23 protein-coding genes are annotated in these 23,593 nt (G+C 65.1%); 10 read left to right on the top strand and 13 right to left on the bottom strand.

Annotated elements, in window-relative coordinates:
• Positions 1–50: 50 nt before the first annotated feature.
• The gene (locus tag G3O00_RS03785; protein WP_206142108.1) at positions 51–1,007 is read left to right on the top strand and encodes a hypothetical protein; all 957 of its coding nucleotides are present in this window, start codon (positions 51–53) and stop codon (positions 1,005–1,007) included.
• A 12-nt stretch (positions 1,008–1,019) separates the two neighbouring features.
• Here the strand turns inward: G3O00_RS03785 and G3O00_RS03780 are convergent, their stop codons facing one another.
• On the bottom strand, positions 1,020–1,520 hold the full coding sequence (locus tag G3O00_RS03780; protein ID WP_174929802.1) for a lipocalin-like domain-containing protein: 501 nt from the start codon (positions 1,518–1,520) through the stop codon (positions 1,020–1,022).
• Between the two features lie 162 nt (positions 1,521–1,682).
• Between G3O00_RS03780 and G3O00_RS03775 the strand changes: the two genes are divergently transcribed.
• Positions 1,683–2,588, top strand: a complete 906-nt coding sequence (locus tag G3O00_RS03775; protein WP_206142107.1) for a LysR substrate-binding domain-containing protein — start codon at positions 1,683–1,685, stop codon at positions 2,586–2,588.
• Positions 2,589–2,717: 129 nt separating this feature from the next.
• Positions 2,718–3,155 carry a GNAT family N-acetyltransferase gene (locus G3O00_RS03770; RefSeq protein WP_206142106.1) on the top strand — a complete coding sequence of 146 codons (438 nt, stop codon included), beginning with the start codon at positions 2,718–2,720 and terminating at the stop codon, positions 3,153–3,155.
• Between the two features lie 33 nt (positions 3,156–3,188).
• On the opposite strand, the gene G3O00_RS03765 is transcribed toward G3O00_RS03770, so the two are convergent.
• The 3 genes from G3O00_RS03765 to G3O00_RS03755 all read right to left on the bottom strand — a co-directional run bounded on the left by G3O00_RS03765 (position 3,189) and on the right by G3O00_RS03755 (position 8,179).
• On the bottom strand, positions 3,189–4,028 hold the full coding sequence (locus G3O00_RS03765) for a peptidylprolyl isomerase (protein ID WP_206142105.1): 840 nt from the start codon (positions 4,026–4,028) through the stop codon (positions 3,189–3,191).
• 353 nt (positions 4,029–4,381) lie between these two features.
• Complete coding sequence (locus tag G3O00_RS03760; RefSeq protein ID WP_206142104.1) at positions 4,382–6,316, bottom strand: SMP-30/gluconolactonase/LRE family protein; 1,935 nt, start codon at positions 6,314–6,316, stop codon at positions 4,382–4,384.
• A gap of 558 nt (positions 6,317–6,874) precedes the next feature.
• Positions 6,875–8,179 (bottom strand): dicarboxylate/amino acid:cation symporter, encoded by a 1,305-nt coding sequence (locus G3O00_RS03755; protein ID WP_011356675.1) that lies wholly within the window; start codon positions 8,177–8,179, stop codon positions 6,875–6,877.
• 605 nt (positions 8,180–8,784) lie between these two features.
• On the opposite strand from G3O00_RS03755, the gene G3O00_RS03750 reads away from it, so the two are divergent.
• The 3 genes from G3O00_RS03750 to G3O00_RS03740 are packed head-to-tail and all read left to right on the top strand — an operon-like array spanning position 8,785 to position 11,254.
• Positions 8,785–9,930 carry a glycosyltransferase gene (locus tag G3O00_RS03750; protein WP_011356676.1) on the top strand — a complete coding sequence of 382 codons (1,146 nt, stop codon included), beginning with the start codon at positions 8,785–8,787 and terminating at the stop codon, positions 9,928–9,930.
• Positions 9,930–10,496: a hypothetical protein gene (locus tag G3O00_RS03745; RefSeq protein ID WP_241024923.1), complete on the top strand. Its 567-nt coding sequence runs from the start codon at positions 9,930–9,932 to the stop codon at positions 10,494–10,496. Before G3O00_RS03750 ends, G3O00_RS03745 begins: the two co-directional genes overlap by 1 nt.
• A 23-nt stretch (positions 10,497–10,519) precedes the next feature.
• Positions 10,520–11,254, top strand: coding sequence for a polysaccharide deacetylase family protein (locus tag G3O00_RS03740; RefSeq protein ID WP_241024922.1), 735 nt, complete (start codon positions 10,520–10,522; stop codon positions 11,252–11,254).
• Between the two features lie 27 nt (positions 11,255–11,281).
• On the opposite strand, the gene G3O00_RS43880 is transcribed toward G3O00_RS03740, so the two are convergent.
• The 4 genes from G3O00_RS43880 to G3O00_RS03725 form a co-directional block, all read right to left on the bottom strand.
• Entirely contained in the window at positions 11,282–11,404 is a 123-nt protein-coding gene (locus G3O00_RS43880; protein WP_277399244.1) for a hypothetical protein, read from the bottom strand.
• An 83-nt stretch (positions 11,405–11,487) separates the two neighbouring features.
• Positions 11,488–12,426: an alpha/beta hydrolase gene (locus G3O00_RS03735; RefSeq protein ID WP_206142103.1), complete on the bottom strand. Its 939-nt coding sequence runs from the start codon at positions 12,424–12,426 to the stop codon at positions 11,488–11,490.
• 2 nt (positions 12,427–12,428) lie between these two features.
• A complete protein-coding gene (locus G3O00_RS03730; RefSeq protein WP_206142102.1) occupies positions 12,429–13,313 on the bottom strand; it encodes an alpha/beta hydrolase in 885 nt (294 codons plus the stop codon).
• A gap of 29 nt (positions 13,314–13,342) precedes the next feature.
• Complete coding sequence (locus tag G3O00_RS03725; protein WP_206142101.1) at positions 13,343–14,398, bottom strand: sugar phosphate isomerase/epimerase family protein; 1,056 nt, start codon at positions 14,396–14,398, stop codon at positions 13,343–13,345.
• Positions 14,399–14,508: 110 nt separating this feature from the next.
• Here G3O00_RS03725 and G3O00_RS03720 point away from each other — a divergent pair, with 110 nt between their 5' ends.
• The 4 genes from G3O00_RS03720 (at position 14,509) to G3O00_RS03705 (ending at position 16,706) form a co-directional block, all read left to right on the top strand.
• Positions 14,509–15,114: a TetR/AcrR family transcriptional regulator gene (locus tag G3O00_RS03720; protein WP_206142128.1), complete on the top strand. Its 606-nt coding sequence runs from the start codon at positions 14,509–14,511 to the stop codon at positions 15,112–15,114.
• Between the two features lie 57 nt (positions 15,115–15,171).
• On the top strand, positions 15,172–15,612 hold the full coding sequence (locus G3O00_RS03715; RefSeq protein ID WP_206142100.1) for a hypothetical protein: 441 nt from the start codon (positions 15,172–15,174) through the stop codon (positions 15,610–15,612).
• Positions 15,613–15,756: 144 nt separating this feature from the next.
• Complete coding sequence (locus G3O00_RS03710) at positions 15,757–16,155, top strand: hypothetical protein (protein ID WP_206142099.1); 399 nt, start codon at positions 15,757–15,759, stop codon at positions 16,153–16,155.
• Between the two features lie 53 nt (positions 16,156–16,208).
• The gene (locus G3O00_RS03705; RefSeq protein WP_206142098.1) at positions 16,209–16,706 is read left to right on the top strand and encodes a hypothetical protein; all 498 of its coding nucleotides are present in this window, start codon (positions 16,209–16,211) and stop codon (positions 16,704–16,706) included.
• Between the two features lie 324 nt (positions 16,707–17,030).
• Here G3O00_RS03705 and fabG read toward each other — a convergent pair whose 3' ends face one another.
• From fabG to G3O00_RS03680, 5 genes are all read right to left on the bottom strand, one after another.
• Entirely contained in the window at positions 17,031–17,771 is a 741-nt protein-coding gene (gene fabG / locus G3O00_RS03700; RefSeq protein ID WP_206142097.1) for a 3-oxoacyl-ACP reductase FabG, read from the bottom strand.
• Between the two features lie 78 nt (positions 17,772–17,849).
• Complete coding sequence (locus G3O00_RS03695) at positions 17,850–20,177, bottom strand: hydantoinase B/oxoprolinase family protein (RefSeq protein WP_206142096.1); 2,328 nt, start codon at positions 20,175–20,177, stop codon at positions 17,850–17,852.
• Between the two features lie 21 nt (positions 20,178–20,198).
• Entirely contained in the window at positions 20,199–21,752 is a 1,554-nt protein-coding gene (locus G3O00_RS03690) for a hydantoinase/oxoprolinase family protein (protein WP_206142095.1), read from the bottom strand.
• A 30-nt stretch (positions 21,753–21,782) separates the two neighbouring features.
• The gene (locus G3O00_RS03685; RefSeq protein ID WP_206142094.1) at positions 21,783–22,307 is read right to left on the bottom strand and encodes a hydantoinase/oxoprolinase N-terminal domain-containing protein; all 525 of its coding nucleotides are present in this window, start codon (positions 22,305–22,307) and stop codon (positions 21,783–21,785) included.
• A 71-nt stretch (positions 22,308–22,378) separates the two neighbouring features.
• Positions 22,379–23,563, bottom strand: a complete 1,185-nt coding sequence (locus G3O00_RS03680; protein WP_206142093.1) for an acetyl-CoA C-acyltransferase — start codon at positions 23,561–23,563, stop codon at positions 22,379–22,381.
• Positions 23,564–23,593 lie beyond the last annotated feature (30 nt).

The raw sequence follows: 23,593 nt of genomic DNA, 5'->3' as shown, positions 1-23,593 counted from the left end.
CCGAAAGAATTTGCTTCCGGTATCGTCCACGTCATCCGCCCACTGTCCACATGACCCTACGCCATGAAAACCGTACCGGCCCGGCCGATCCCGGCCCCCTCTGCGCGATGAGCCGCTTTCGCGCCACCTACGACGGGCCCGCGCTCGAATCGTCCGAGATGGACGTGCGCGAACTCGCGCCCGCGCTGCTCGCCATCGGGGATCTGCTCGACGCGTCGACCCGCGCGCTCTGCGGCAATCAGGTGCGGCCGCAAGTGAACGTGCGCGGCAGCTTCAAGACCGGCAGCTTCGGCATCGACTTCACGCTCGCGACCTCGCTGCTCGGCCGCATGCGCGACATGCTGAGCGGCAACGAGGGCACGGCGCTCGCCGATGCGGTCACGATCCTGACCGCACTCGGCATCGCCGCGCCGAGGGCGGGAAAGGGGCTCTTCGCCGTCCTCAAATGGCTGCGCGGGCGCGAGATCCTGCAGGTGCAGATGCAGGACCACACCGCCATCCTGCACGTCGAAGGCGACGCACTCGAAATCGACCTGCCCGTCCTCACGCTGCTGCGCGACGTCGGCGTTCGCCGCGCCACCGAGCACGTGCTGGCACCGCTCGCGCGCGAAGGCATCGTGGTGTTCGCGGTCGGCACCGACACGGAAATCGTCGAAACGGTCGACCGAAGCGAAATCGCGTGGTTTCACGCGCCCGAACCCGCCAACTCGCTGATCCTCGACGAGCATTGCAGGATGGCGTTCTCGATCGTGTCGCTCGCATTCAAGGACGACAACAAGTGGCGGCTGCACGACGGCACGTCGACGATTCACGCGGCGATCACGGACGCCGGCTTCCTGTCGCGCGTGAACAACAGCCAGATCAGCTTCAGCAAGGGCGACGTGCTCGTGTGCAAAGTCCGCATGCAGCAGTGGCAAACCTCGGACGGAGCAAAAACCGAATACGAAGTCACGGATGTCCTCGAACATCGCCCGGCCGGCCTGCAGATTCAGTTGCCGGGGCTGTAACACCCTCCCGCCTCAATCCACCCGCCGCCACACCGAGATCGGTATGTCGCCGTTCGCACGCGGCGGCACGCGGTAGCTCAGCTCCCCATCCTTCAACTGATAGCGTCGCGTCTGCGTTTGCCCGATCCAGTTCGGGTACGACGCATTGACGATGTGAAACGCGAGCTTGTGATTCGCCGGATCGACGGTGAGCGTGCCGTAGTGGGTACTCGAGCCGAGCACGGCCTCCCGGAATTCGTCCGGCGTGCCGGTCGCCTTGTCGTTCGACACGAAGCGCGGGCGTTCCGACTTGAAGATCTGCAGCGAGTAGTTCCCGTGCATGTCGATCAGCAGCAGCCCCTTCGGATCGGCGCCATAGTCGCGGCCGACCGTGCCGTCCGGATGTTGTACGTCCGCCGCGACCAGCGTCCACGTCCCCGCGAGCGACGGCGCGGCCGATGCGTCGCCCGGAATCATCGATGCGGCCAGCAGCATGCCGGGAAAGCCTTGGCGGAATATCGAGCGGATGTTCATTCACTGTCCTCGTGAGAAAGAAGGGAAGCCACCTCACGGGGATCCGCAGCCGCATATCGCGCGCATCCCCGTGAACCGGAACGACCGGTTCAGTTGATGGTAGCGACGAGAATGTGCAATAAATACGATAATTCGAAATCGACTTATAAGAAAAACCGAATCATGACGCTCCCGAATCTCGACATGGATGCGCTGCGCACGCTGATCGCTGCGGATCGGCTCGGCAGCCTCAACCGCGCCGCCGACCGGATCGGCCGCTCGCAATCGGCGGTCAGCCAGCAGATGCGCAAGCTCGAAACGCAGATCGGCCAGCCGCTGTTTCGCCGCCAGGGGCGCGGCCTCGTGCCGACCGAGGCCGGCGAACTGATGCTGTCCTATGCGCGCCGCATTCTCGAACTGAACGACGAGGCGGTCGGCGCGATCCGCGGCGCGGCGATCGAGGGGGCCGTACGATTCGGGCTGCCCGGCGACTTCGCCGAATCGTGGCTGCCCGTCGCGCTCGGCCAGTTCAAGCGCACGCATCCGGGCGTGCGCGTCGACATCGTCGTCGACGGCAACGGCGCGTTGCTCGACCGGCTCGATGGCGGCGAACTCGACATCGTGCTCGCGATGGGCCGCGGGCATCGGGCCGACGCCGAGCATCTGGTCACGCTGCCGATGGCGTGGATCGGGCCGCAAGGCATCGACGTGCGTCCGCGCGCCGGCGTGCCGCTGGATCTTGCGCTGTACAAGCCGCCGTGCCTGTTTCGCAAGGCCGGCACCGATGCGCTCGACAAGGCCGGGATCCCGTGGCGGCTCGCTTACACGACCGGCAGCCTGCAGAGCCTGTGGGCAGGTGTTGCGGGCGGACTCGGCATTACGGCGCGGACGATGGTGGGTGTGCCGCCAGCACTGCGGCAACTCGGCGAGCGCGACGGCCTGCCGCCGCTGCCGTCAGTCGACGTGTGCCTTCATGCGGGCGAAGGCGATGCGCCTTCCGCGCTCGTGAGCCTGAAACGCGTGGTGGTCGACACGCTGATCGCCAATCTCGCGGATACGCAAAAGATATCCGGCCGGCACGCCGCATGATCGGCCACGCATGCGCACCGGCTTCGGCGCTGCGCCCTTTGACCGGCTGCCCACTATCGGGAATGATGCGCTGCGGGGTTCAACCTTCCCGTCGACGATCCCGCATTCCCGAACGAACGAGCCCGCCCGATGACACACGCAATCCGCCTGCGCCCGGCGTCTGCCGCCGACCTGCCGTTTCTGCTGACGCTCCGCCGCCTCACGATGACCGAGCACCTGCAACGCGTTGGCGCGCCGACCGATGACGACGCGCACGACCAGCGCATCCGCGCGCATTTCGACGATGCAATGATCGTCTGCGAAGGCGATGACGCCATCGGCTTGCTGAAGGTGACACGCGCCGCCGATGAGTGGCACGTGCACCAGATCCAGATCCTCCCCGCACACCAGGGCCGGGGTATCGGCGAAGCCGTGCTGAACGCAATACTGAACGACGCGGCACGCGCACACGTGCCGGTGTCGCTCAGCGTGCTGCATGGGAACCCGGCGCGGCGGCTCTACGAACGGCTCGGCTTCCGCAGCGAATCGGAAACCGAAACAAGCGCGAGCATGATCTGGCGCGCGTGACGTCCGGCGCTCCGACGCCGCCGCGTTACTGCATTACTGCGTGATCTTCGCGTCCTTCAGCAAGTTGCCGATCATCTGCGCACTCGCCTTCTCCACAGCCGCCGCCTGCAGTTGCTGCTGAAGCCCCGGCTTCGCGGTCGCGAAGCCCGGCACCTGCGTCGGCCGTTTCGCATCCAGCTTCACGATCGCCCGCACGCCGTCGACCGGGATCGAATCGCTCGTCACCGCACCGACCTTCAGTTTCTCGAGCGCCTGCGCGACCGGCAACGGCAGGCCGGACGTCTTGCCTTCCGTCACCGGCGTATGGAAGCTCACCCACGGCAGCTCGCCGCCGGTATCGCGGCTCGGCGCCATGCTGTATTGACGCGCCAGCCCTTCGAACGACTTGCCCGCCTTCAGCTCGCTCAGCACCGTCGCGGCCGTCACCGGATCCTGGACGATGATCAGGCGCGGCTTGTACTCGTTCTTGCCGAGCGCGGCCACGAGTTCGTCGTAGCGCGCCTTGACCTGTTCTTCGGTCACCGGCTCGGGCTTCACGTTGTCGCGCAGGTAAAGCTGCACTTCGGCATTCGCTTTCGCCTGCTGCACCGCCGCCTTGACCTCGGGCTTGTCGGCGTAGTTCGCCTTCTCGGCGGCCTGCTGAACCAGCACGCGTGTGATCAACTGATTCTTGATCGCCTGGCGGATCTGCGGCGAGTCGGGTTGCCCGGACGCGCGCAGCAACGTATCGACGTCGGCCTGCATGATCGGCGTACCGTTGACGGTCGCAACGGTTGCGGCGGCCGGTGCCGTCTCCGCGTGAGCAGTACCGCTCAATGCGCCAGCCAGCGCAGCGATCAGCAACAGGCGGTTCGGTGTGGTTTTCGTCTTCATCTTTTCGTCACTTCGGCTCAAAAAACGCGGCATGGGGAAGCCGCGCAGATTCACCGGCGCTGCAATGCGCCAGTGCAACCAGTCAGTCGATTCTGGTCATCGTCGTGCGCACGCGCAGTGCCGCCGATGCCGCTGTCATTGTGCACGGAACCGGTTTTCCGCGTCGGGAGGTTGAGGACAGCCGCCAAGGAGCGGTGAGGCGAGCGTTGCGCACGCCGGCCATTACGAGCGCGTGATGTGGAAATTCTGTGGAAGCGCCGTGGAAATCGCGCGAAACCGCGATGAATCACATCATGGCTTCGCGCGCCCGGCCGCCGAACGAGATCGAGGCGGCCAAGTGCGCATCGTCAAAGTCAGGGCGTCCACCGGTACACGGTGATGCTGTTGCCCTTCACGTTGTTCTTCATCACCACGTACTCGCCGTTCGATCGACGATACGCACGAATGCTGTACATCGCATCGATCGCGCTGCTGGTATCCACGGTCGCGGGGCTCGCGTTGACCAGCGTGGTGTCGAGATTGCCGGTGGTGAGGTTGAACGCGTCGACGTTCGGCCACAGCGGCCCGCTGCTGCTGAACCAGTAGCCGACGAACAGATGGTTGCCCACCGCGTCGATCGATTTCGCGCCGCTGTGCGGCAGCGTGATCACCGGGTCCGGCTTCGTCGTGTTGCCTGCGCTCCAGCCGTGATACACCTCGATGCGCGTGCCGATCGACGTCCAGTCGTTGCTCCCGATGGCGCCTTGCGCGAGCACCATCGTGTCGCTGTCCGCGAGATAGACGATGCGCGTGAGCGGCTGAATGCTGGCGGGCACCGGGGTAGCGACGCCCGGCCCCCACGACGGCTTGCCGCTCGCGTCGAAGCCGGTCAGCGGGTAATGGGTAATCGCGCCGGTCTTGTCGAGGCCGGCCCACACGCCGCCCTTGCTGTCGATGCTGAAGCCGCTCGTCACGCGCCGCGTCGTGTTGAACGCGGGGCCCGGGATCGCGCCGTCCGGAATCGCGATGTAGCCGTTCGCCGCGTTGAAGTGGAAGAAATAGAAAATCGGCGGGTTCTGGCCGGCCGCGACGAGAATCCGGTTCGCGCCCACCGACGTGAGCAGCCCGAAATGCTCGTCGCGCTGCGTGTCGCTCATGTTGATGCGCGGATCGGCCGGATACGCGAACGGATCGACCGTGTTCGCGACGAACTTGCCGCCCGCGCTGCCGCTGTATATGTGCGTGCCGCCATAGAACAGCGCGCCGTCCGTGACCGGGTCCGGCGCGGCGATCCCTTCGAAGTTCAGCGACTGCAGCGTCCACCGCAGGCTGCCGGTGCTGCTGTATGCATGGATGTCGGTCGCGCCGTTGCGGCCGAGGTCCCAACTGCCGCCCCATGGATTGTTGAGCACATAGAGATTGCCGCCGGTGTCCTTGCCGAGCCCGACGATGCGCGTGAAGCGCTGCGCACCGACCTGCCCCTTGATGCCCGTCGTCGTGTCGAGATAACCGCCGCGCACGCCGAACGTGCCCGCCAGCGCGGGCCGGCCCGCCACCGTATAGCGCTTGATGTTCTGGTCGGGGCCTTCGTCGCCCACCAGCAACTGTCCGGCCGCCGCATCGAAAACCAGCGCCGACGGCTGCGACCCGGCCGGCATCCGGATCGTGTTCAGCAGCGCACCGGCCGGGCTGAAGCCGACGATCGAGCCCGCGCTCTTCTGCGCGACCCACACGTTGCCCGCGCCGTCCACCGCGAGCGCGCCCGGCGCCGCTACGCCGAGGTCCCGCTGCCACACGCCGTCGGTGGTGAACACGCGCACGCGATTGCCGTAGAAATCGCTCGCATAGAGCAGCGAGCCGGCCGTCGCGAGCCCGGTGACGACGTCGATGCGCGGCTGGTTGGTCGCCGCACTGACCTGGATGACGCGGTCGCGATACCTCGTCGCGCGGTTGTAGCGCCCCACCGCGCCGCTGCCGTAGGTCTTGCCCGGCTGCAGCGCGACGAACAGCGAGGTCGCATTGCCCGTGATCGCGCTGCCCTGGAACTCCGAGTGCGTGCCGATCGAGCCGATGCTCTTGCCGTTCTGGTAGATCGCGACACCGCCCTCATCCTCGTCCCACATCGACGCCGTATAGATCACGCCTTCGGGTGCGACCCACATCGCGCGCGCAACGTTGCCGACGTGGGCCGCGAGCGTGCCATACGTGTTCGCGAGCCAGTCGGTGGTGTTGCCTGCGTGAGCGGAGGGGGTAATCGCGGCGATCGCTGCGGCGAGAAGCGCAGCCTGAAACCGTTGTCTGGCGACCATGACGGATGCTCTCCTGAATGGTGCGAACATTCACATGAAGGGCCGGCCGGATGGTTTGAAAACCGCAATGCGTAAATTCTTCCCCTGAATCATCCGGCGCAGTCGGTATTACGTGCAGCATGCGTTCGATAATGCGCAGCGCGAGAATAGCGTTATATAAATCGAAAAAAATTGCGAAGCGTTCGTGCTGTTGTGCTTTTCACGAGTTCGGCTTCGATGGCATTGCCCGTGGTGCCCATGCGCGCCGGCGGCGAGCGCGACGATGTGACTGCGCGACAGTGAATGGTCACTTACACGTCGAATCGGGGATCGGGAAAATCAGGTTTGTGGCTGTCTGCGGGAATATCGCCGTGCGTTCAACGACGACGGATTGAAACGGTGAGCGCCGGTGTCAATCAGGGATTCAGTGAATCAGGGAAAACCACCGCATTCAATACGGAATCACGGCCCCAAAACAAAATCGCCGGCCTGAATCCTTATCGAATCCAGGCCGGCGATCATCGATTACCGGGGAGCAGGCAACGCGCCACTACCGCTGCGCTGCCGCACTGCCGTGCATCATGCCGATGCCGAGGTCTCCGGCACCTTTACCTTCATCGCGCGTCCGTTGCCCGGATCGTTGTCGTCGCGCGGATCGTCGAGCTGCCCTTCCCACTTCGCGACCACGGCCGCCGCGATCGAGTTGCCGACCGCGTTGGTGGCCGAGCGCCCCATGTCGAGGAACATGTCGACGCCCATGATCAGCAGCAACCCGGCTTCCGGCATGTTGAACTGGTTGAGCGTCGCCGCGATCACGACCAGCGATGCACGCGGCACGCCCGCCATCCCCTTCGACGTGACCATCAGCATCAGCAGCATCGTGATCTGCGTACCCAGCGGCAGATGGATGCCGTACACCTGCGCGATGAACAGCACCGCGAACGTGCAGTACATCATCGAGCCGTCGAGGTTGAACGAATAGCCGATCGGCAGCACGAAGCTCGAGATCTTGCGGTTCACGCCGAAGCGGTCGAGCGCGTCCAGCAGCTTCGGATACGCGGCTTCGGAGCTCGCCGTCGCGAACGACAGCAGGAACGGCTCGCGAATCAGCCGGATCAGCGTGAACGCACGCTTGCCGAGGAACGCCACGCCGGCGAGCGTCAGCACGCCCCACAGCAGCGCCAGGGCCAGATAGAAGCTCGCCATGAACTTCGCGAACGTGAGCAGGATGCCGAGCCCCTGGGTGGTGATCGTCGACGCCAGCGCCGCGAACACCGCGACCGGCGCGAACCACATCACCGCGCCCGTCACCTTCAGCATCACCTGCGCGAGATCGTCGATCACGCCGGTCAGGCGCTTGCCCGACTCGCCGAGCGCGGACAGCGCGGTACCGAAGAAGATCGAGAAAACGACGATCTGCAGGATTTCGTTGTTCGCCATCGCCTCCGCGATCGACTTCGGCACCAGGTGGACCACGAAGTCCTTCAGCGTGAAGGCGCCCGTCTTCAGGCCGAGGGACGCATCGGACGCCGGCAGCGGCAGGCTCAGATGGCTGCCAGGTTGCAGGATTGTTGCGGTCAGCAGGCCGAGCAGCAACGACGTGAACGACGCGATGAAAAACCAGCCGAACGCCTTGACGCCGACGCGGCCCACGGCACTGCCGTCGCCCATCTGCGCAATGCCGACGGTCAGCGTCGCGAATACCAGCGGCGCGATGATCATCTTGATCAGGCGCAGGAACACGTCGGACAGCAACGACACGTAGCCGGCGACCTCCTTCGCCATGTTCGGGTCGGGAAACGCGCTATGACAGGCGTAACCCACTGCGATACCAAGAATCATCGCGACAACGATGTACTTGGTGATGTTGTGCTTCTTCTTCATTAGTAATCCAAATCACAAAGCGTATGTTGCTAACGGCTGGCACATCTTTCGCGCCCGGCTACGAATCGAAACCCACGTCTCTCTGGGTGCGACGAGCCCGCCCTGGCGGTCGCCATGGCGGACAAGGGGGGGCATTCTAACGCAAATGGCAGCCCGGCTTTCAAATCTGAAAGTCGAGCGGGTTGATCTGCGTCCGGATGGCGTCGAAAAGGAGGGTTTTGTCGCGATCCTGCCCGCTTCCTGCGCGACCACGCGGGCAATCGGGCCACATTGCCGGTCGTGCCGGGCTTGCCACGGTTCACGCGGCGGCGACAGGAACCGCATCGTCGGGCTCCCCCCCTCCTCCCCGGCGGCACCGCGCTGCGTGACAACACGGTGAACGATCGCGACACATTTCCACAAAGATGCGCAGACCTTGACACTACGGCGCGTAATGCGTCTGTAATATTTGGAAACGATTCGCAGTGGCGCCCGGCCCGGGCGTCGATGCGCGATCACGCATCGACAACGCGGGACCAGGTTCGAGTCATTGCTTTCGACAGGCGGACGCGCTCGTTTTTTCAGCAGTCCTGCCCAATGAATGATCGAGGAAAGGCGGCATCGTGATGAACATTCTGTATACCAACTTCCACGGCGACTACGGCGGCGGCCAGGACACCTACGTCCGCGATCTCGCCGCCGCGATGAGCCGGCACCATCGCGTGACGGTCGCGTCGCCGGAAGGCAGCCGCCTGTCGCGATTGTTGAAGGACAGCCCCGACGTGGCCATCTTCGACATGGAATTCAAGCCGCGCTGGAACCGGCTGTACCAGGAGATCGTCCGGCTGCGCCGGCAGATCGTCGCCGAGCGCTACGACGTCATCCACGTCAACGGGTCCGCCGATCACCGGCAGGTGATGCTCGCGCTGCTCGGCTGCCGGTATCGGCCGGCGGTCGTGCTCACCAAGCACAACACCTATCGCGCCGACAGCTTCGGCAACGTGCTGCGCGCGCGCCTCGCCACCGACCACACGATCGCGGTCAGCGACTACGTGGCGGGCATGCTCGCGCTCCGGTCGCCGTATGGAAACGTCACGGTCGTCAAGCACGGCGTGCGCCGGCAGGCCGCGGAACGACTGGCCAGCGACGAAATCCGCCGCCGCAAGATCGCGCTGTTCGGGCCGTCCGGCGCGGACGCGATCGTGCTCGGCAGCAGCGCCGGCACCGCGCCGGAGAAAGGCTGGATGGACCTGATCGCGGCGCTGGGCCGCCTGCCCGAACACGAGCGCGAGCGGTTTCGCGTGCTGCTGGTCGGCGCGGAGCCGACCGCCGAGCAACGCGAGCAGATCGCGCACCACCGCATGGCCGCGCGCACCGCGTTCACCGGCCGCCTCGACGACGTGCGGACGCCGTTCTCGATCATCGACGTGTCGTTCGTGCTGTCGTACCACGAGAGCCTGTCGTATGCGTGCCGCGAAGCAATGTCGCTCGGCTGCCCCGCGATCGTGACGCGCGTGGGCGGGCTGCCCGAGAACGTCGAGCCGGGCGTGGACGGCTGGGTCGTCCCGCCGCGCGAGCCCGAAGCGATCGAGGCCATCCTGCGCTCAATCATGCGCGAGCCCGGATGCGTGCGCGCGATGGGACGCAGCGCGCGGCTGAAGGGCAAGCGCGAATTCTCGTTCGAACGATTCATCGACGCGACGCTGTCCGTCTATCAGAAATCGATTCGCCACAACCCGTATCGTCGGGTGACATCCATGAGGTCCGTTTAATGGCAATGAACATCTGGAAGAAGTACTGGGACCTGCGCACGCAGGAGTGTCCGTGTGACGTGCACTTCGTCGAATGGCTGGAAACCGCGCGCCTCAACGGCATCCGCATCTATCACTTCGGCACCGGCGGCCACCACCATGTCGGCGTGGAATGCGCGCGGCCGCACCTGAACAACACCGTCTTCGGCGTGACGGCGTCGCCGAAGGAATACAAGTCGTACGTCGATCTCGTCACGCGGCAGCCGGAGGTGAGCAAGACCTACCTGGCCTATTTCGGCGACATCTATACGAGCAATTCGGACCTGCTGCCGGCGTTCGACGTCGTCACGCTGTTCCATCTGTGCGAATTCCGCGACGAGACGAACAGCCGCTACGGTGCGAAGACCGACGCCGACGTGCTCGACCTGTTCGCCCGCCATACCGCGCGCGACGGCCACCTGCTGTTCTACAAGGGCTCGTCGGCGTACCGGAAGGCCGAGCCGATCATCGAGCAATGGGCGGCGAATGCCGATTTCGTCGAAATCGGCGACTTCAAGACCCTGCGGATTTTCCGCAAGGCCGCGTAATTCCCCGTTCTCGCGACCCGCTCATGCTGCTGCCAGCCATGCGCTACCCGATCCTGATGTATCACCAGATCCGCACGCTGCCGCCGCCGACCGACCGGCTGCGCGGCCTGAGCGTCGCGCCCGATGCATTCCGCCGCCAGATGACGCTGTTCAGGCGGCTCGGCTATCGCGGCCTGAGCATGCGTGAGCTGCAGCCGTACCTGCGCGGCGAGCGCAGCGGGAAGGTCTTCGGCATTACGTTCGACGATGGCTTTCTCAACGTGCTGACGCATGCGATGCCCGTGCTCGATCAGCTCGGCTTCACCGCGACCTGCTACTTCGTCGCTGGCCGGTTCGGCCGCGAGAACGACTGGGATGCGGGTGCCGATACCGCACGCTCGCCACTGATGACGTGCGCGGACATGCTCGCCTGGCGCAATCATGGCCACGAAATCGGCTCGCATACGCTCGATCACGTCGCGCTGTCGCACGTGCCGGCACACGTGTCGGAGGTTCAGATCACCGAATCGAAGCAGCGGCTCGAAGCGTTCGGCGGCCAGCCCGTCGAATCGTTCTGCTACCCGTACGGCGACCTGGACCCGCGTGTGCGCGACCAGGTCGCGGCCGCCGGTTACCACAACGCGACCACGACCCGGCGCGGCTGCGCCGATGCGTACGACGACCGGTTCCTGTTGCCGCGGATTCCGGTCGCGGGCGGTGTCGGGGCGATGCGGCTGTGGTTCAAGTGTGCGAAGGCGCGGGTTCAGCGGCGCAAGTAGTTCACGCAGCCTCGACCGTCACCCCGGCTAATCCGGCCGCTGCCTGCAAAATGCCAGCAGACCGGCCAGCGCGATTCCCATAAACAGGATCCATCCCGGCGCAAGCATCGTCCAGCCTGCGGCGATGCTGCCGATGAAGTTGCCGAGCATCCCGCCGATCGCCCACGAAATCGCGCGGCTGCCGGCCCGTACGACCACGCACGCACGTCATACATCCCCCTTCGTCCACGCGCTCACTGCTGGAACGCCCGGCGCATCTGCGCGCCAGCCACATCGAACACCTGGCGGGCCGCCGGCGTCACGCCGACCATATGGATGCACGCATGGATCATCCCCGGCAGCACGACGCAGTCGACCGGCACACCGGCCTCCCGCAATCGCGCCGCATACGCGTGCGCGTCGTCGCGCACCGGATCGTACTCGCACGCCAGCAACGTGGCCGGTGGCAGACCCTCGAGCGAAGCCGCCCGCAACGGCGACACGCAGGGTGAGCTGCCGTCGGCAGGATCGGCCAGGTACAGGTCGAAGCAGTACTGCATGATCTCGTACGTCAGGTAGTAGCCCTGCCCGCAAGTCCGATAGGACGTCGTGCTCATCGACGCATCCAGCGGCGGGTACAGCAACAGCTGATGCGCGATCGACGGGCCGCCCCGCTCCCGTGCGACCAGGCAGGCAGCCGCGGCCAGGTTGCCTCCGGCACTGTCGCCGCCGACGGCGATGCGAGCCGGGTCCAGCCCCAGGCCGGCCGCCTCGCCGAACACCCAGTCCAGCGCATCGCAGAAATCCTCCAGCGGCACCGGGAACTTGTGCTCCGGCGCGAGCCGGTAATCGACCGACAGCACGACGCATTGCGTCGCGTTGGCCAGCGCACGGCAAGGATTGTCGTAAAGCTCGAGCGTGCCGAGGCACCACCCGCCGCCGTGGGCATAAACGATCGCCGGCTGCCGTGCCGCGCGCGCCGATGTGGCCGCCGGCCAATAGGCCCGCACGCGAATCTGCCGCCCGTCGCGCGTGGGCACCGCGAAGGTTTCCGTACGGTCGACCGCTTCCAGCGGTCCATGCCAGCCCGTCAGTGTCGTCTCGGTCGCCTGCCGCAACGCGTCGAGCGACGAAGGCGGCTCGGCCAGGGCCAGGCGCGCCAGCAGCGCGGCGATGTGGTCGTCGAGCGGCATGATCAGCGGCTCCGTTCCAGGAACGGCAGCAGATGGCCGATGAACGCGTCGGGCGCCTCTTCCATGATGAAGTGGCCGCAATCGGGCACGACCGCGCCCTGCAGATCCGTCGCGTTGTCGCGCATCGTGACCAGCGGTGCATCGCCGGTCGCATGTTCGGCACCGATCGCGAGCACGGGCATCGTCAGCTTGCGCTGCGCCCGCGCCTGGTTCTGCCGGATCGTCTCCGGAATCGCGCGGTAATAGGCGAAGCCGCCGCGCAGGCCGCCCGGTGCCGAATAGGCGTCGATATACACATCGACGGCCACGCAATCGCGCCGGAACGACCAGCGGTTGAACATGAACTCCAGATAGGCCCGTTCACGTCCGGCAATCAGCGTCTCGGGCAGATCGGCCAGCTGGTTGAACATGAAATGCCACAGGAAGATGTTCTCTTCCGGCGGAGCGAAGATCGATGGCGCGGGCGCCAGCCCGGGGATCACCGCCTCCGTGAGCGCCAGCGACTTCACCGCTTCGGGCCGATCGCTCGCGAGCGCATAGGCCACCCACATGCCGACGTCGTGGCCGGCCACCTGGTACACATCGAAGCCAAGCTGCACCATCACGCGATGCAACGTCGCCGCCGTGTGGCCCGTGTCGTAACTCGCCTGCGGCCGGTCGGAATAGCCGGTGCCGGGCGGATCGACCGCGATGGCCATGAAGCCGCGCGCGGCGAGCGCCTGCATCACATGACGCCAGGCGTACCAGGTTTGCGGCCACCCGGGAATCAGCAGGACCGGGGTGCCTGCGCCGGCCGTGACGCAATGAATGCGCTGGCCGTCGACGCGGACGTATTGATGGGAAAAACGTTGAGCGTCGACTGACGACGACTGAAGTTGAGCGGACATATCGATGATTCCTCGCAATGGGGGCCGGCTCAGGCGATGCCGAGCATGTCGTGGATTTGCCGTTGATCGACCGCGGCACCGGCGAAGTCGTCGAAGATGCGCTCCGTCACCCGGATGATGTGGTCGTTGATGAACGCGACGCCTTCGCGTGCGCCGTCCTCCTGGTCCTTGAGGCAGCATTCCCACTCGAGGGTCGCCCATCCTGTGTAGTCATACTGAGCAAGTTTCGAAAAAATCGCCTTGAAGTCGACCTGACCGTCGCCGAGCGAACGGAAACGGCCCGCACGCTCGAGCCATGAGCTATAGCCGCCGTAAATGCCCTGCCGGCCCGAAGGCAGGAACTCGGCATCCTTCACATGGAACATGCGGATGTGGTCGCGGTAGATATCGATGTACGCGAGATAGTCCAGCTGCTGCAGCACGAAATGGCTCGGATCGAACAGCATCTTGCAGCGCGCATGCTGGCCGACCAGCGCATGGAAGCGCTCGAAACTGACGCCATCGTGCAGGTCTTCGCTGGGATGGATCTCGTAGCAGAGGTTGACGCCGTTTTCATCGCAGACGTCGAGAATCGGCCGCCAGCGGCGCGCCAGCTCGTCGAAGGCCGTCTCGATCAGGCCGGCGGGTCGTTGCGGGAATGGAAACAGGTAAGGCCACGCGAACGAGCCGGAAAACGTACCCATGTCGGTCAGCCCCAGGCGGCGGGACGCCCGCGCCGCCAGCGTGAGCCGATCCAGTGCCCACGCGGTGCGCGCGGCCGGGTTGCCGCGCACGGCCTCGGGCGCGAAGTTGTCGCACATGGCGTCGTACGCCGGATGCACGGCGACCAGTTGCCCGAAGATGTGCGTGGTCAGTTCGCTGATCTCCAGCCCGTGGCCGGCCAGCATGCCCTTCACGTCATCGCAATAGGCCTGGCTTTCCGCGGCCGTCTCCACGTCGAACAGACGGTCGTCCCACGCGGGAATCTGCAGCGCCTTGAAGCCGACGCCGGCCGCCCATTGCGCGATATTCGGCAAGCTGTCGAACGGCACCGCATCGTCGGCGAACTGCGCGAGATGGAGACTGGGGCCCTTGAGGGTACGCATGATCAATTCCTATTGTTTGTTGATCGACAAAGAATAGAATAGCGGAACGGCGCGTGTCAACACGGCGCGCGATAAAATCGGCGCACGATGTGACGACGGACGAAAGGGATATGGCGGGACGACCGAGAGAATTTGATCGCGACATGGCGCTGAAACGCGCGATGCTGGCGTTCTGGCGACACGGCTACGAAGGCACGTCGATGTCCGACCTGGTCGAAGCGATGGGCATCGCGTCAGCGCGCATCTATGCCGCCTTCGGCAGCAAGGAAGCGCTGTTCCAGGAGGCCGTGGCGCTCTACGAGCAAGGCGAAGGCGGCTTCGCCGATCGCGCGTTCGCCGAGGAAACCGATGTCCGCGCGGCTGTCGAGCGGATGCTGCGCGATGCGGTCGCCGCCTATACCCGACGCGGCCAGCCGCACGGCTGCATGGTGGTGTCCGCCGCCACCAACTACTCGGCCGAAAACGAAAGGGTGATGGAATGGCTGGCCGCCCATCGGCGCGCACGCACGCAGTCGATCGTCGAGCGCCTGCAGCGCGCCGCCGAACAGGGGCAACTCGCGCGGGGCACCGACATCAAGGCGCTGGCCGATTTCTATGCGACGCAGTTGCACGGCATTTCCGTTCAAGCCCGCGACGGGGTATCGAAGGAGCGGCTGCTCGCCGCTATCGGGGCGGCGATGATGCCGCTTGCGATGGCGGTGCGTGATGGGGTGTGAGGCGGCACGACTGACGGGATAAGGGTTCTGAGATCGACAATCAGGTACACGACCGCAATGGACCACGATATTCAGACCATGCTCCGCCGCTATCGCGAACGAGAGATCGACCTGCATCGGTTACGCGCATGGCTTGACGGTGAAAGAACGCGTGTGGACGCACAAATCCCCCGCGGCGAATGGCTGAAACTCAGGCGAGGGAGTGAAGCGCAAAGCAACGGGGCGATCGCGCGCCTGCTTCCGGCCTGCATGCACTGTCTCGGTGTCGGCGAGCCCAAAGCGTTCGCATCGCATCAGGAGTATCAGCAATACGCCTATCGTCGCGACGTGGCCGTTGCAAACAACCTCCTCTCCGAAATTCCCCAGCCTCATTTTTCTTCCGAAGGCCCCGATTCGGCAGGTTCGGTCATGTACTGTCGCTGCACCTTCTGCCGCTCGATCTGGGCACTCGTCGAGCCCGAGAAAGCGGAATGCGGATCATGGAACCGAATCATCTAGGTGCGGAATCCGCAATCCGACATCTCCATCCAGGCGCTATCGCAGACGTGTATGCTAATCGTCGGTTGGGTCTCGGATCGCTTCCGATTCAGCACGCTTGTGTAGGTCGCAATTCTGCATTCAAGGAATGAGAGGCTGATATACGTGATCACCGTGCAAAGGATTCGATACCTCCCGGACATCACAGGTTTGATTGTTCTAGCAGTCCTCGTGGCGGTCCTGTCGATGTTCGTCCCGCCCGCTGAAATCCCTCGACCGCTATGGGTTCCAATCTACGCGGCCTGGGCTGTGTGTGCGATTTTCATTTGGCGCAAGGTTGAATCGACAAACAAGCTCTGGCTTTTGATCGGGTTGTATTCAGTAGGTGGCGCGGCTATCTGGTACGCCGTGACCCGGGCTATCAGTCGCTGGATTTTCGGGAGCGTCGAGGCCGAGCTTTCCCAAGTCTTCGATCTACTGGTTGCACTGACGATCTCCCCTGGCCTGACGTTTGTTGCGATCGCAGGCTGGGTTCGTGCACTGATACGGCGAAAGCAAGGCTGAGATCATCGGAGAAATGCTCGACACTGCACTCAACCAGCGGCAAAGGCGGGAAAATGCAAACAGCTGATGACGGACACCTGTTCATGAGACATCTGAGAGCAGCCTTCTCCGAACGCGTAAGGCCGACCTCAGTCGTTCCAGCCGTCTCATCCAACACGAATGACTACAGCGATGCATTGCACTTCTCAAACCTGTTCTGGGATGAGACGTCTGCTCACGACTGGACAACGTACGCGGATGCTATCTACAGATTCACGCCCGAAGCGTTCTGCTACTTTTTACCCGGCATCATGCGCGTTTCGGTCGAGGACAATCAGGTTGCACTGACAGTCGTCGAGAGTTTGATCGGGTCGCTGGACAGGTCGCCGGTTGCGGAATACTGGGACGACTATTTTCTGCAGCGCTGGCCCAAACTGACAGACATCGAGTGTGATGCCGTGATCGAGTGGATTGGGTGGCTAAACGAACATCCGCTGTCACCATTCGCGAAAGACACGATTCTCCGAGCGTGTGAAACCTTGGAACTGGTGAAGATGCACCGGACGGCGTAGCCGCTACACGAAGGTATTGCTCGCACGAACGATCTGACGGACCACGGCAGCAATATGCCGGACGGCTTACCGGGGGCACCAACCTGAGTGGCAAACCGGCTGCCAGACTTTGCCATATAGCGAATTGTCCGCGATGCCGCGGCATATAGACGAGCGTATCGATTAACGACCTCCGCCCAACGCTCATCCGCCGCGGCTTCCCTCGCTTCATCCAGAAGCTTGAGCATCACCTCCCGTAGGGACAAAGGCAGCGAGCTTGCCCCGACGTTGTCATCGGTCGTTTCAATCCCGCTCAAAACAACAACGCCCGCCCCGCGCTTGCTCCTACACCGACAACCCGCCCGACACCTCGATCGCCGTCCCGTTCACGAAACTGGCTTCGTCCGACGCGAGGAACGCGTAGACGCTCGCAATCTCGCTCGGCGTACCCAGCCGCCGCTGCCAGCATGCGTCCCGAAACCCGTCGAGCACCTTGTCCGGCATCGTCTTGAGGATGTCCGTCTCGATGAAACCCGGGCACACCGCATTGACGCGAATGCCCTTGGGACCGAGCTCCCTGGCCCACGTCTTGGTGAAGCCGATCACGCCGAATTTGCTGGCCGCGTAGTTCGTCTGGCCGAAATTCCCGTAGATGCCGACGACGCTCGACGCGTTGAGCACCACGCCGCGCTTCTGCTCGATCATCGTGTCGACGACCGCCTGCGTGCAGTTGAACACGCCCTTCAGGTTGACGTCGATGACCTTGTCGAACTGTTCCTCGCTCATGTTCACGAGCCGCGCATCCTGCGTGATGCCCGCGTTGTTGACGAGAATGTCGATCCGGCCGAATTGCGCCTTCACGTTCGCGATCACCGCGTCGATGCCGGCCCGGTCGGTCACGTCGAGCGTATGCGCGACCGCCGAATGGCCGCGCTCGCTCAGGTGCCGCGCCTCGTGTCGCACCGCGTCTGCGGAACGGTCGCACAACACGACGATCGCCCCTTCGCTCGCGAACGTCCTGGCCGTTGCCTGCCCGATCCCCGCCGCGGCGCCCGTGATGATCGCCACCTTGTCCTTGAGTTTCATTTACTTTGCCTCGTTACCCGAAAGAGTCGCGTCGCGCGGCCGCCGCCTGCCGGCAGGCCGCGCGACGCCCTGTAGCACCTATGCCGACGCCGTATCCGCCGCACCGAGCGTGGTCATCCCGCTGATCACGTCGACGTGATCCTTCGGTACCAGGCCGGAGTGCACCGTCGTCCAGCAGCTCGGGCAGAAGTGTTCGCGGAACACGACCTCCGAATCGACGTAATACGACGGATCGACACGCACGTTCGAGCTGCCGGAGACCGGATCGGAATCGCGGCACGCCAGCGACAGCTGCTTGTCGTGATCGCTCAGTTGATGCCCGCAGTGCCGGCAGACCACCACCGATCCGCCCGCCACCGCCGCAAGGCCGAGGTTGTCGTCGATCGCGCGCGCCTTCTCCGGATCGAAACGGCCCGTCAGCTGCTTCGGCGCCGGCTCCGCATATTTCTGGCGCTCGCCGAGAATCGCCGCGCGCCGGTGCTCCGTTCCGCCGACGTCGACCTGACCCGCCGCGTCGACGATCACGCCGTAGACGAGTTCGGCCGCACCAGCGCCGATCTTGCCGTTGCGCAGGTCGGTCGCGACCGCCTGCGCCTCGCGGCGAATCGGGTCGCCGTAGCCGCCACCACCCTGGCAATGCAGATACAGGACGTCGCCTTGCTTCAGCTCGCCTGCCGTCATGCACTGTGCAGTCGTCAGCTCGCCGCCGAGCGCGAACAGGTCGGTCGGCACCTCGCCCTTTGCAAACATGGCTTCGAGCGGCACGTCGCGCACCACGACGTTGTGCCCGGTATTGCCTGGATGGCCGCCGGCGAGCCCCTGGTTCTGCGCAGTCGCCATCCCCGAGCTCGAGAGCACCATCGCCATCGGCAACGACGAGCCGTACGGCGTGATCGCGACCGACGCGCTGACGCCGCCGCGATGCCGGCCCGGGCCGCCCGAGTCCGGTTCCTCGCGACGCCAGAGCACGACCAGCGGATACAGCAACTCGGTCATTTCGACGTCGGGCAGCTTGCCCATCGGGATGCAGAACAGACCGCCCGTATCGATGCCGTCTGCAGCCGGACGCGCGCCGTAGCCGCCGGCCATCGACTCCATCACGACATCGACGAACGGCGCATGGTGCTTGCCACGCTGGTCGACACCGGCGAGCACCGCCGTGTTCCAGGTGCCGCAACAGGTCGCCTGCACGTTCGCCTTCATGTCGACCGTGCAGTCGAGCATCTGCGACAGGCACTGCGCGGCCAGGTTGCCGATCGCCCACGCGGTCGCGATCGGCGCCTTGTTGATCGCCGCGGGGAACGTCGCGTTGTTCATCGTCCCTTCCGGCGTGACGATGTCGAAGCAGCGCATCAGGCCGCCGGCCGCCCACGGAATATTGCCGGCCAGCGTCGGCAGCAGCGCGAGCATCACGCCGCCGCGCGACCCTGCATACGTGCAGTTGATGACGCCGGCCTGCGGTGCGGTGCCGGTGAAATCGAACGTCAGGTGATCGTCGCGCTTCGTCATCGACAGCGTCAGCTTGTGCGGACGCCGGTCGCCGGCCTCGGACTGATCCATGTAGCTCGTCGCCTGCCACGTCCCGTCCGGCGCGTTGCGAAGCTTGTCGCGCAGACGTCGCTCCGCGTCGTTCATCATCCGCTTCATCACCGCCTTGACCGTGTCGGGGCCGTACTGCTCGATCAGCGCGAGGATGCGCTTGCGCCCGACCAGATTCGCACCGATCTTCGCGCGCAGATCGAGGCCGATGAGTTGCGGCACGCGCGAGCGACGCACCCACATGTCGGCCACGTCGCGTTGCAGCTCGAAGTTCCGGACGATCTTGATCGGCGGCGTCGGCAGCGATTCCGAAAACACGTCGGGCGCGGCGATCGGCATCGAGCCGGGCGCCACCCCGCCGAGATCCGGCTCGTGGCAAATCGCGCTCGTCCAGCCGAACAGCTTGCCGTCATGGAAGATCGGCGAAAAAACCAGCACGTCGCTCTGGTGCAAGCCGCCGCCGATCCACGGGTCGTTGCACAGGAACATGTCGCCGTCCTGGATGCCCGGATTGTCGGCCCGGTTCTGCAGCGTCCAGTAGATCGCGAGATCGATCGCGCCGGCCAGCATCGTGTTGTAGAGGCCGATCTGCACCTCCTGTCCCGCTTCGTCGTTGATCGTGAAGTCGTAGTCGTTCGCTTCCGAGACGACCGGACTGCCCGACATGCGCTTCAGCGTCTCGCCCATCTCGTCGGTGATCGACCAGAGGCGATGGCGGATCACCTCGTAAGTCAGCGGATGCAGCGCGTCGATCACATCGTCCGACACGGTGTGCGCCTTCAGCGACGGCGGCAGCGACCGCAGCAGCACCTCCGGTGCAACGGGCCGGCTGACGAAAATTTCGGAACCCGGAATCGTGGATTGCATGACAGTTCTCCTATTCGCGGGTCACGCCGCGTTCATCTTGATCGACAGGTTGCCCAGGTGGTCGATGACGCCCCGCATCCCGTTCGGGACCACGACCGTCGTCGTCGGCACCTGGATCACGGCCGGCCCCTCCACCACATGCCCGGCACGCAGCAGCGTGTAGTCGTAGGCCGGGGTATCGACGAATCCGTCGTGTGCATCGAGGCAGATCGGGCGCCGTTCGATCACCGCATGCTCGACCGGCATGCCGTTCGCGGCTTCGATCTCCGGGAGTTCCGGCGAGATCGGCAGGATGCCTTCGCCGCGAACCCGGTAGGTCAGGACCTGAATGCCTGCATCGCGGAAGCCGGAACCGGCGCCGAACAGCTGCGCGTAGAGTTCCTCGAACTTGTCGACGGCATCCTGCAGCGATTCGACGGTGATCGGGCCCGACGCCAGCGGCGTCGACACCTCGCCCATCTGCATGCCGTAGCGCATGTCGATCTCGCGATAGAGCTTGGTCTCGACGAACTTGATGCCCTGTCGCTCGAGCACCGTGCTGACTTCCTCTTCGAGCCGCCTGAAATTCTCGGCGACGCGCACCGGATCGATCGGCGCGACCGCGGGATCGGACAGCTCGCGGATCACGTTGACCTTCGAAGCCGCCAGCCCGAATGCGGAGAATGCCGACGCAACCGGACCGAGCGGCACCAGCACTTCGCTCGCGCCGACCGCGAACGTGTACGCCGCACAGTGAGCCGGCCCCGCACCGCCGAACGCGTAGACGACGAAGTCGCGCGGATCATGCCCGGCTTCCACCGCGATCTTGCGGAGCAGGTCGCCGGTCTGCGCGTTCTGCACCGCGTAAATCGCCGCGGCCGCTTCCTCGACGCTCAGCCCGAGCGGCTCCGCGATCCGGCGCCGGATCGCATCGCGCGCCAGTTCGATCGACAGCGGGCGCTTGCCGCCCAGCAGCCCGCGCGACGGCAGGATGCCCAGCACGAGGTTCGCATCGGTGATCGTCGGCTCCATGCCGCCGGCGCCGTAGCATGCCGGCCCGGGCGCAGCCTGCGCGCTCAGCGGGCCGACCCGCAGATTGCCGCCCGCGTCGATCCACGCAATCGCACCGCCGCCGGAACCGATCGCCTCGACGCGCAGCGTCGGCACGTTGACCGGCGACTGGTTGATGATGGTCTGCGCCGCGCGCACCGGCTCGCCGTCGACGATCAGGCCCGCGAGGAACGTCGTACCGCCCACGTCGGTTGCCATCACGTTGCGATGGCCGAGCTGGCCCGCGAGCTGCATCGCGCCGACCACGCCGCCGGTCAGCACCGAGCCGACCGTCGTGATCGCGGTGGCCGGTGCTTCGGCCGCCGTGATTGCCCCGCCCGAGCTCTGCATCACGAGCAGCGGCCCGACGAGCCCTTCGCTGCGCAGCCCCGCTTCGAGATTCGTCAGGTAATCGCGCAGGCCCGGGCCGATCTGCGTGCTCATGATCGTCGTCGCGTGGCGTGCATACTCGCGGATCCGCGGGCTCACGTCCGACGACAGCGCGACGTAGATATCCGGCGCTTCTTCCCGGATGATGTCGCGCACACGCTGCTCGTGCGACGGATTCCGGAACGATCAGAGCAGCGACACGGCGATCGCCGACACTCCTTGTGCCACGCAGTCACGCACCGCTTCGCGCACTTCCGGATCGTCGAGCTCGACCAGCACGTTCCCCTCGCGATCCATCCGCTGCGTCACTTCCTTGATCAGGCGCTTGGCGACGAGCGGCGCGGGCTTGGCATGGCCGAGCACGTTCTGCAGTTCCATCGACGAGCGGCCGAGGTAGCGCCCCTCGACGTTCATGATCGCGATCGAATCGCCGTGCCCGCGCGTCGTGATGAACCCGACGGGCGGCACCTTGCCCATCACGAGTGCATTCAGCGACGACGTCGTGCCGTGTGCGATGTGATCCGTGTGCTGGAGAAACTCGGCGCGCGACATCGAGAATTGCTCGGCCAGCAGGCCCAGCACGTTGAAGACACCGGCCGAATAGTCGGGCGGCGTGGAAGGCGTCTTGGCCGACACGATGACGCCGCGGTCGTCGACCGCTACACCATCGGTGAAGGTTCCGCCTACATCGACTCCTACTACGAATCCCATTTCACGTCTCCTTTGAATACCTTGTGAATCGCGCCGGGGCGGAACGCGATCTGCTTGTTTGCACTGCCGGTTCAACACACCTCGAACAACGCGGCGGCCCCCATCCCGCCACCGACGCACATCGCGACCACGACATGCTTCACCCGCCGGCGCCGCCCTTCGAGCAACGCGTGCCCGACCAGCCGCGAACCCGTCATCCCGTACGGATGCCCGATCGCGATCGCTCCGCCGTTGACGTTGTAGCGGTTCGGATCGATACCGAGCCGGTCCCGGCAATAGAGCACCTGGCACGCGAACGCCTCGTTCAGCTCCCACAGGCCGATATCGTCGATCGTCAGGCCATGCTGCTTGAGCAGCTTCGGAATCGCGTAGACCGGGCCAATGCCCATCTCTTCCGGTGCGGTCCCGGCAACGGCCATTCCTCGGTAGATGCCTAGCGGGGCGAGCCCGGCACGCTCGGCCGAGCGCGCATCCATCAGCACGCACGCGCTCGCGCCGTCGGACAGCTGGCTCGCGTTGCCTGCCGTCACCGCGCCGCCGGCCAGCACCGCCTTCAGCGACTGAAGCCCCTGTAACGTCGTGTCCGGACGGTTGCCTTCGTCTTTCGACAGCGTGATCTCGCGCACGTCGATCGCACCGGTCTGCTTGTCCGTCACCCGCGTCGAGACCGTGATCGGGACGATCTCGTCGTCGAACAGGCCGTCGCGCTGCGCCGCCGCCGTCCGTTGCTGCGATGCCAGCGCATACGCATCCTGCTGCTCGCGCGTAATGCCATAGCGCGTCGACACGCACTCCGCGGTCTCGAGCATCGGCATATAGGCGTGCGGCGCATGGCGCAGCACTTCGGCGTCTTTCTCCGCGTACACCCAGTCGTAGTACCGATCCTGGATCGCGGAGATGTTTTCCTGCCCGCCGGCCACGACGACGTCCATGCCGTCCACGACGATCTGCTTCGCGCCGGTTGCGATCGCCATCAGGCCCGATGCACACTGGCGATCGATCGACTGCGCGGCAACGGTATGCGGAAGCCCGGCCGCGAACAACGCGTTGCGCGCGATATTCGACCCTGCGGTGCCCGCCGCCAGTACCGTGCCGACAATGACGTCCTCGATTCGCCCCGGCTCGACGCCGGCACGCGCCACCGCATGACGAATCGCGTGCCCCATGAGACTCGGCGACTTCGTTGCGTTGAACGCGCCGCGATAGGCTCGACCGATGGGCGTTCTGGCCGTCGAGACGATGACTGCTTCCCTCATTTCATCCACTCCTGCAAATAGGATTCCGTA

This window comes from Burkholderia sp. Ac-20384 (assembly GCF_017104605.1).
Lineage (GTDB): Bacteria > Pseudomonadota > Gammaproteobacteria > Burkholderiales > Burkholderiaceae > Burkholderia > Burkholderia lata.
Note: the sequence above shows the minus strand (reverse complement) of the source record. Positions and strands in the feature narration are given on the sequence as shown.

What these genes read in the sequence shown, in the direction of transcription:
- G3O00_RS03785 (WP_206142108.1), top strand. Translation starts at nt 51, where the DNA reads ATGACCCTACGCCATGAAAACCGTACCGGCCCGGCCGATCCCGGCCCC.
- G3O00_RS03780 (WP_174929802.1), bottom strand. Translation starts at nt 1,520, where the DNA reads ATGAACATCCGCTCGATATTCCGCCAAGGCTTTCCCGGCATGCTGCTG.
- G3O00_RS03775 (WP_206142107.1), top strand. Translation starts at nt 1,683, where the DNA reads ATGACGCTCCCGAATCTCGACATGGATGCGCTGCGCACGCTGATCGCT.
- G3O00_RS03770 (WP_206142106.1), top strand. Translation starts at nt 2,718, where the DNA reads ATGACACACGCAATCCGCCTGCGCCCGGCGTCTGCCGCCGACCTGCCG.
- G3O00_RS03765 (WP_206142105.1), bottom strand. Translation starts at nt 4,028, where the DNA reads ATGAAGACGAAAACCACACCGAACCGCCTGTTGCTGATCGCTGCGCTG.
- G3O00_RS03760 (WP_206142104.1), bottom strand. Translation starts at nt 6,316, where the DNA reads ATGGTCGCCAGACAACGGTTTCAGGCTGCGCTTCTCGCCGCAGCGATC.
- G3O00_RS03755 (WP_011356675.1), bottom strand. Translation starts at nt 8,179, where the DNA reads ATGAAGAAGAAGCACAACATCACCAAGTACATCGTTGTCGCGATGATT.
- G3O00_RS03750 (WP_011356676.1), top strand. Translation starts at nt 8,785, where the DNA reads ATGAACATTCTGTATACCAACTTCCACGGCGACTACGGCGGCGGCCAG.
- G3O00_RS03745 (WP_241024923.1), top strand. Translation starts at nt 9,930, where the DNA reads ATGGCAATGAACATCTGGAAGAAGTACTGGGACCTGCGCACGCAGGAG.
- G3O00_RS03740 (WP_241024922.1), top strand. Translation starts at nt 10,520, where the DNA reads ATGCTGCTGCCAGCCATGCGCTACCCGATCCTGATGTATCACCAGATC.
- G3O00_RS43880 (WP_277399244.1), bottom strand. Translation starts at nt 11,404, where the DNA reads ATGCTCGGCAACTTCATCGGCAGCATCGCCGCAGGCTGGACGATGCTT.
- G3O00_RS03735 (WP_206142103.1), bottom strand. Translation starts at nt 12,426, where the DNA reads ATGCCGCTCGACGACCACATCGCCGCGCTGCTGGCGCGCCTGGCCCTG.
- G3O00_RS03730 (WP_206142102.1), bottom strand. Translation starts at nt 13,313, where the DNA reads ATGTCCGCTCAACTTCAGTCGTCGTCAGTCGACGCTCAACGTTTTTCC.
- G3O00_RS03725 (WP_206142101.1), bottom strand. Translation starts at nt 14,398, where the DNA reads ATGCGTACCCTCAAGGGCCCCAGTCTCCATCTCGCGCAGTTCGCCGAC.
- G3O00_RS03720 (WP_206142128.1), top strand. Translation starts at nt 14,509, where the DNA reads ATGGCGGGACGACCGAGAGAATTTGATCGCGACATGGCGCTGAAACGC.
- G3O00_RS03715 (WP_206142100.1), top strand. Translation starts at nt 15,172, where the DNA reads ATGGACCACGATATTCAGACCATGCTCCGCCGCTATCGCGAACGAGAG.
- G3O00_RS03705 (WP_206142098.1), top strand. Translation starts at nt 16,209, where the DNA reads ATGCAAACAGCTGATGACGGACACCTGTTCATGAGACATCTGAGAGCA.
- fabG (WP_206142097.1), bottom strand. Translation starts at nt 17,771, where the DNA reads ATGAAACTCAAGGACAAGGTGGCGATCATCACGGGCGCCGCGGCGGGG.
- G3O00_RS03695 (WP_206142096.1), bottom strand. Translation starts at nt 20,177, where the DNA reads ATGCAATCCACGATTCCGGGTTCCGAAATTTTCGTCAGCCGGCCCGTT.
- G3O00_RS03685 (WP_206142094.1), bottom strand. Translation starts at nt 22,307, where the DNA reads ATGGGATTCGTAGTAGGAGTCGATGTAGGCGGAACCTTCACCGATGGT.
- G3O00_RS03680 (WP_206142093.1), bottom strand. Translation starts at nt 23,563, where the DNA reads ATGAGGGAAGCAGTCATCGTCTCGACGGCCAGAACGCCCATCGGTCGA.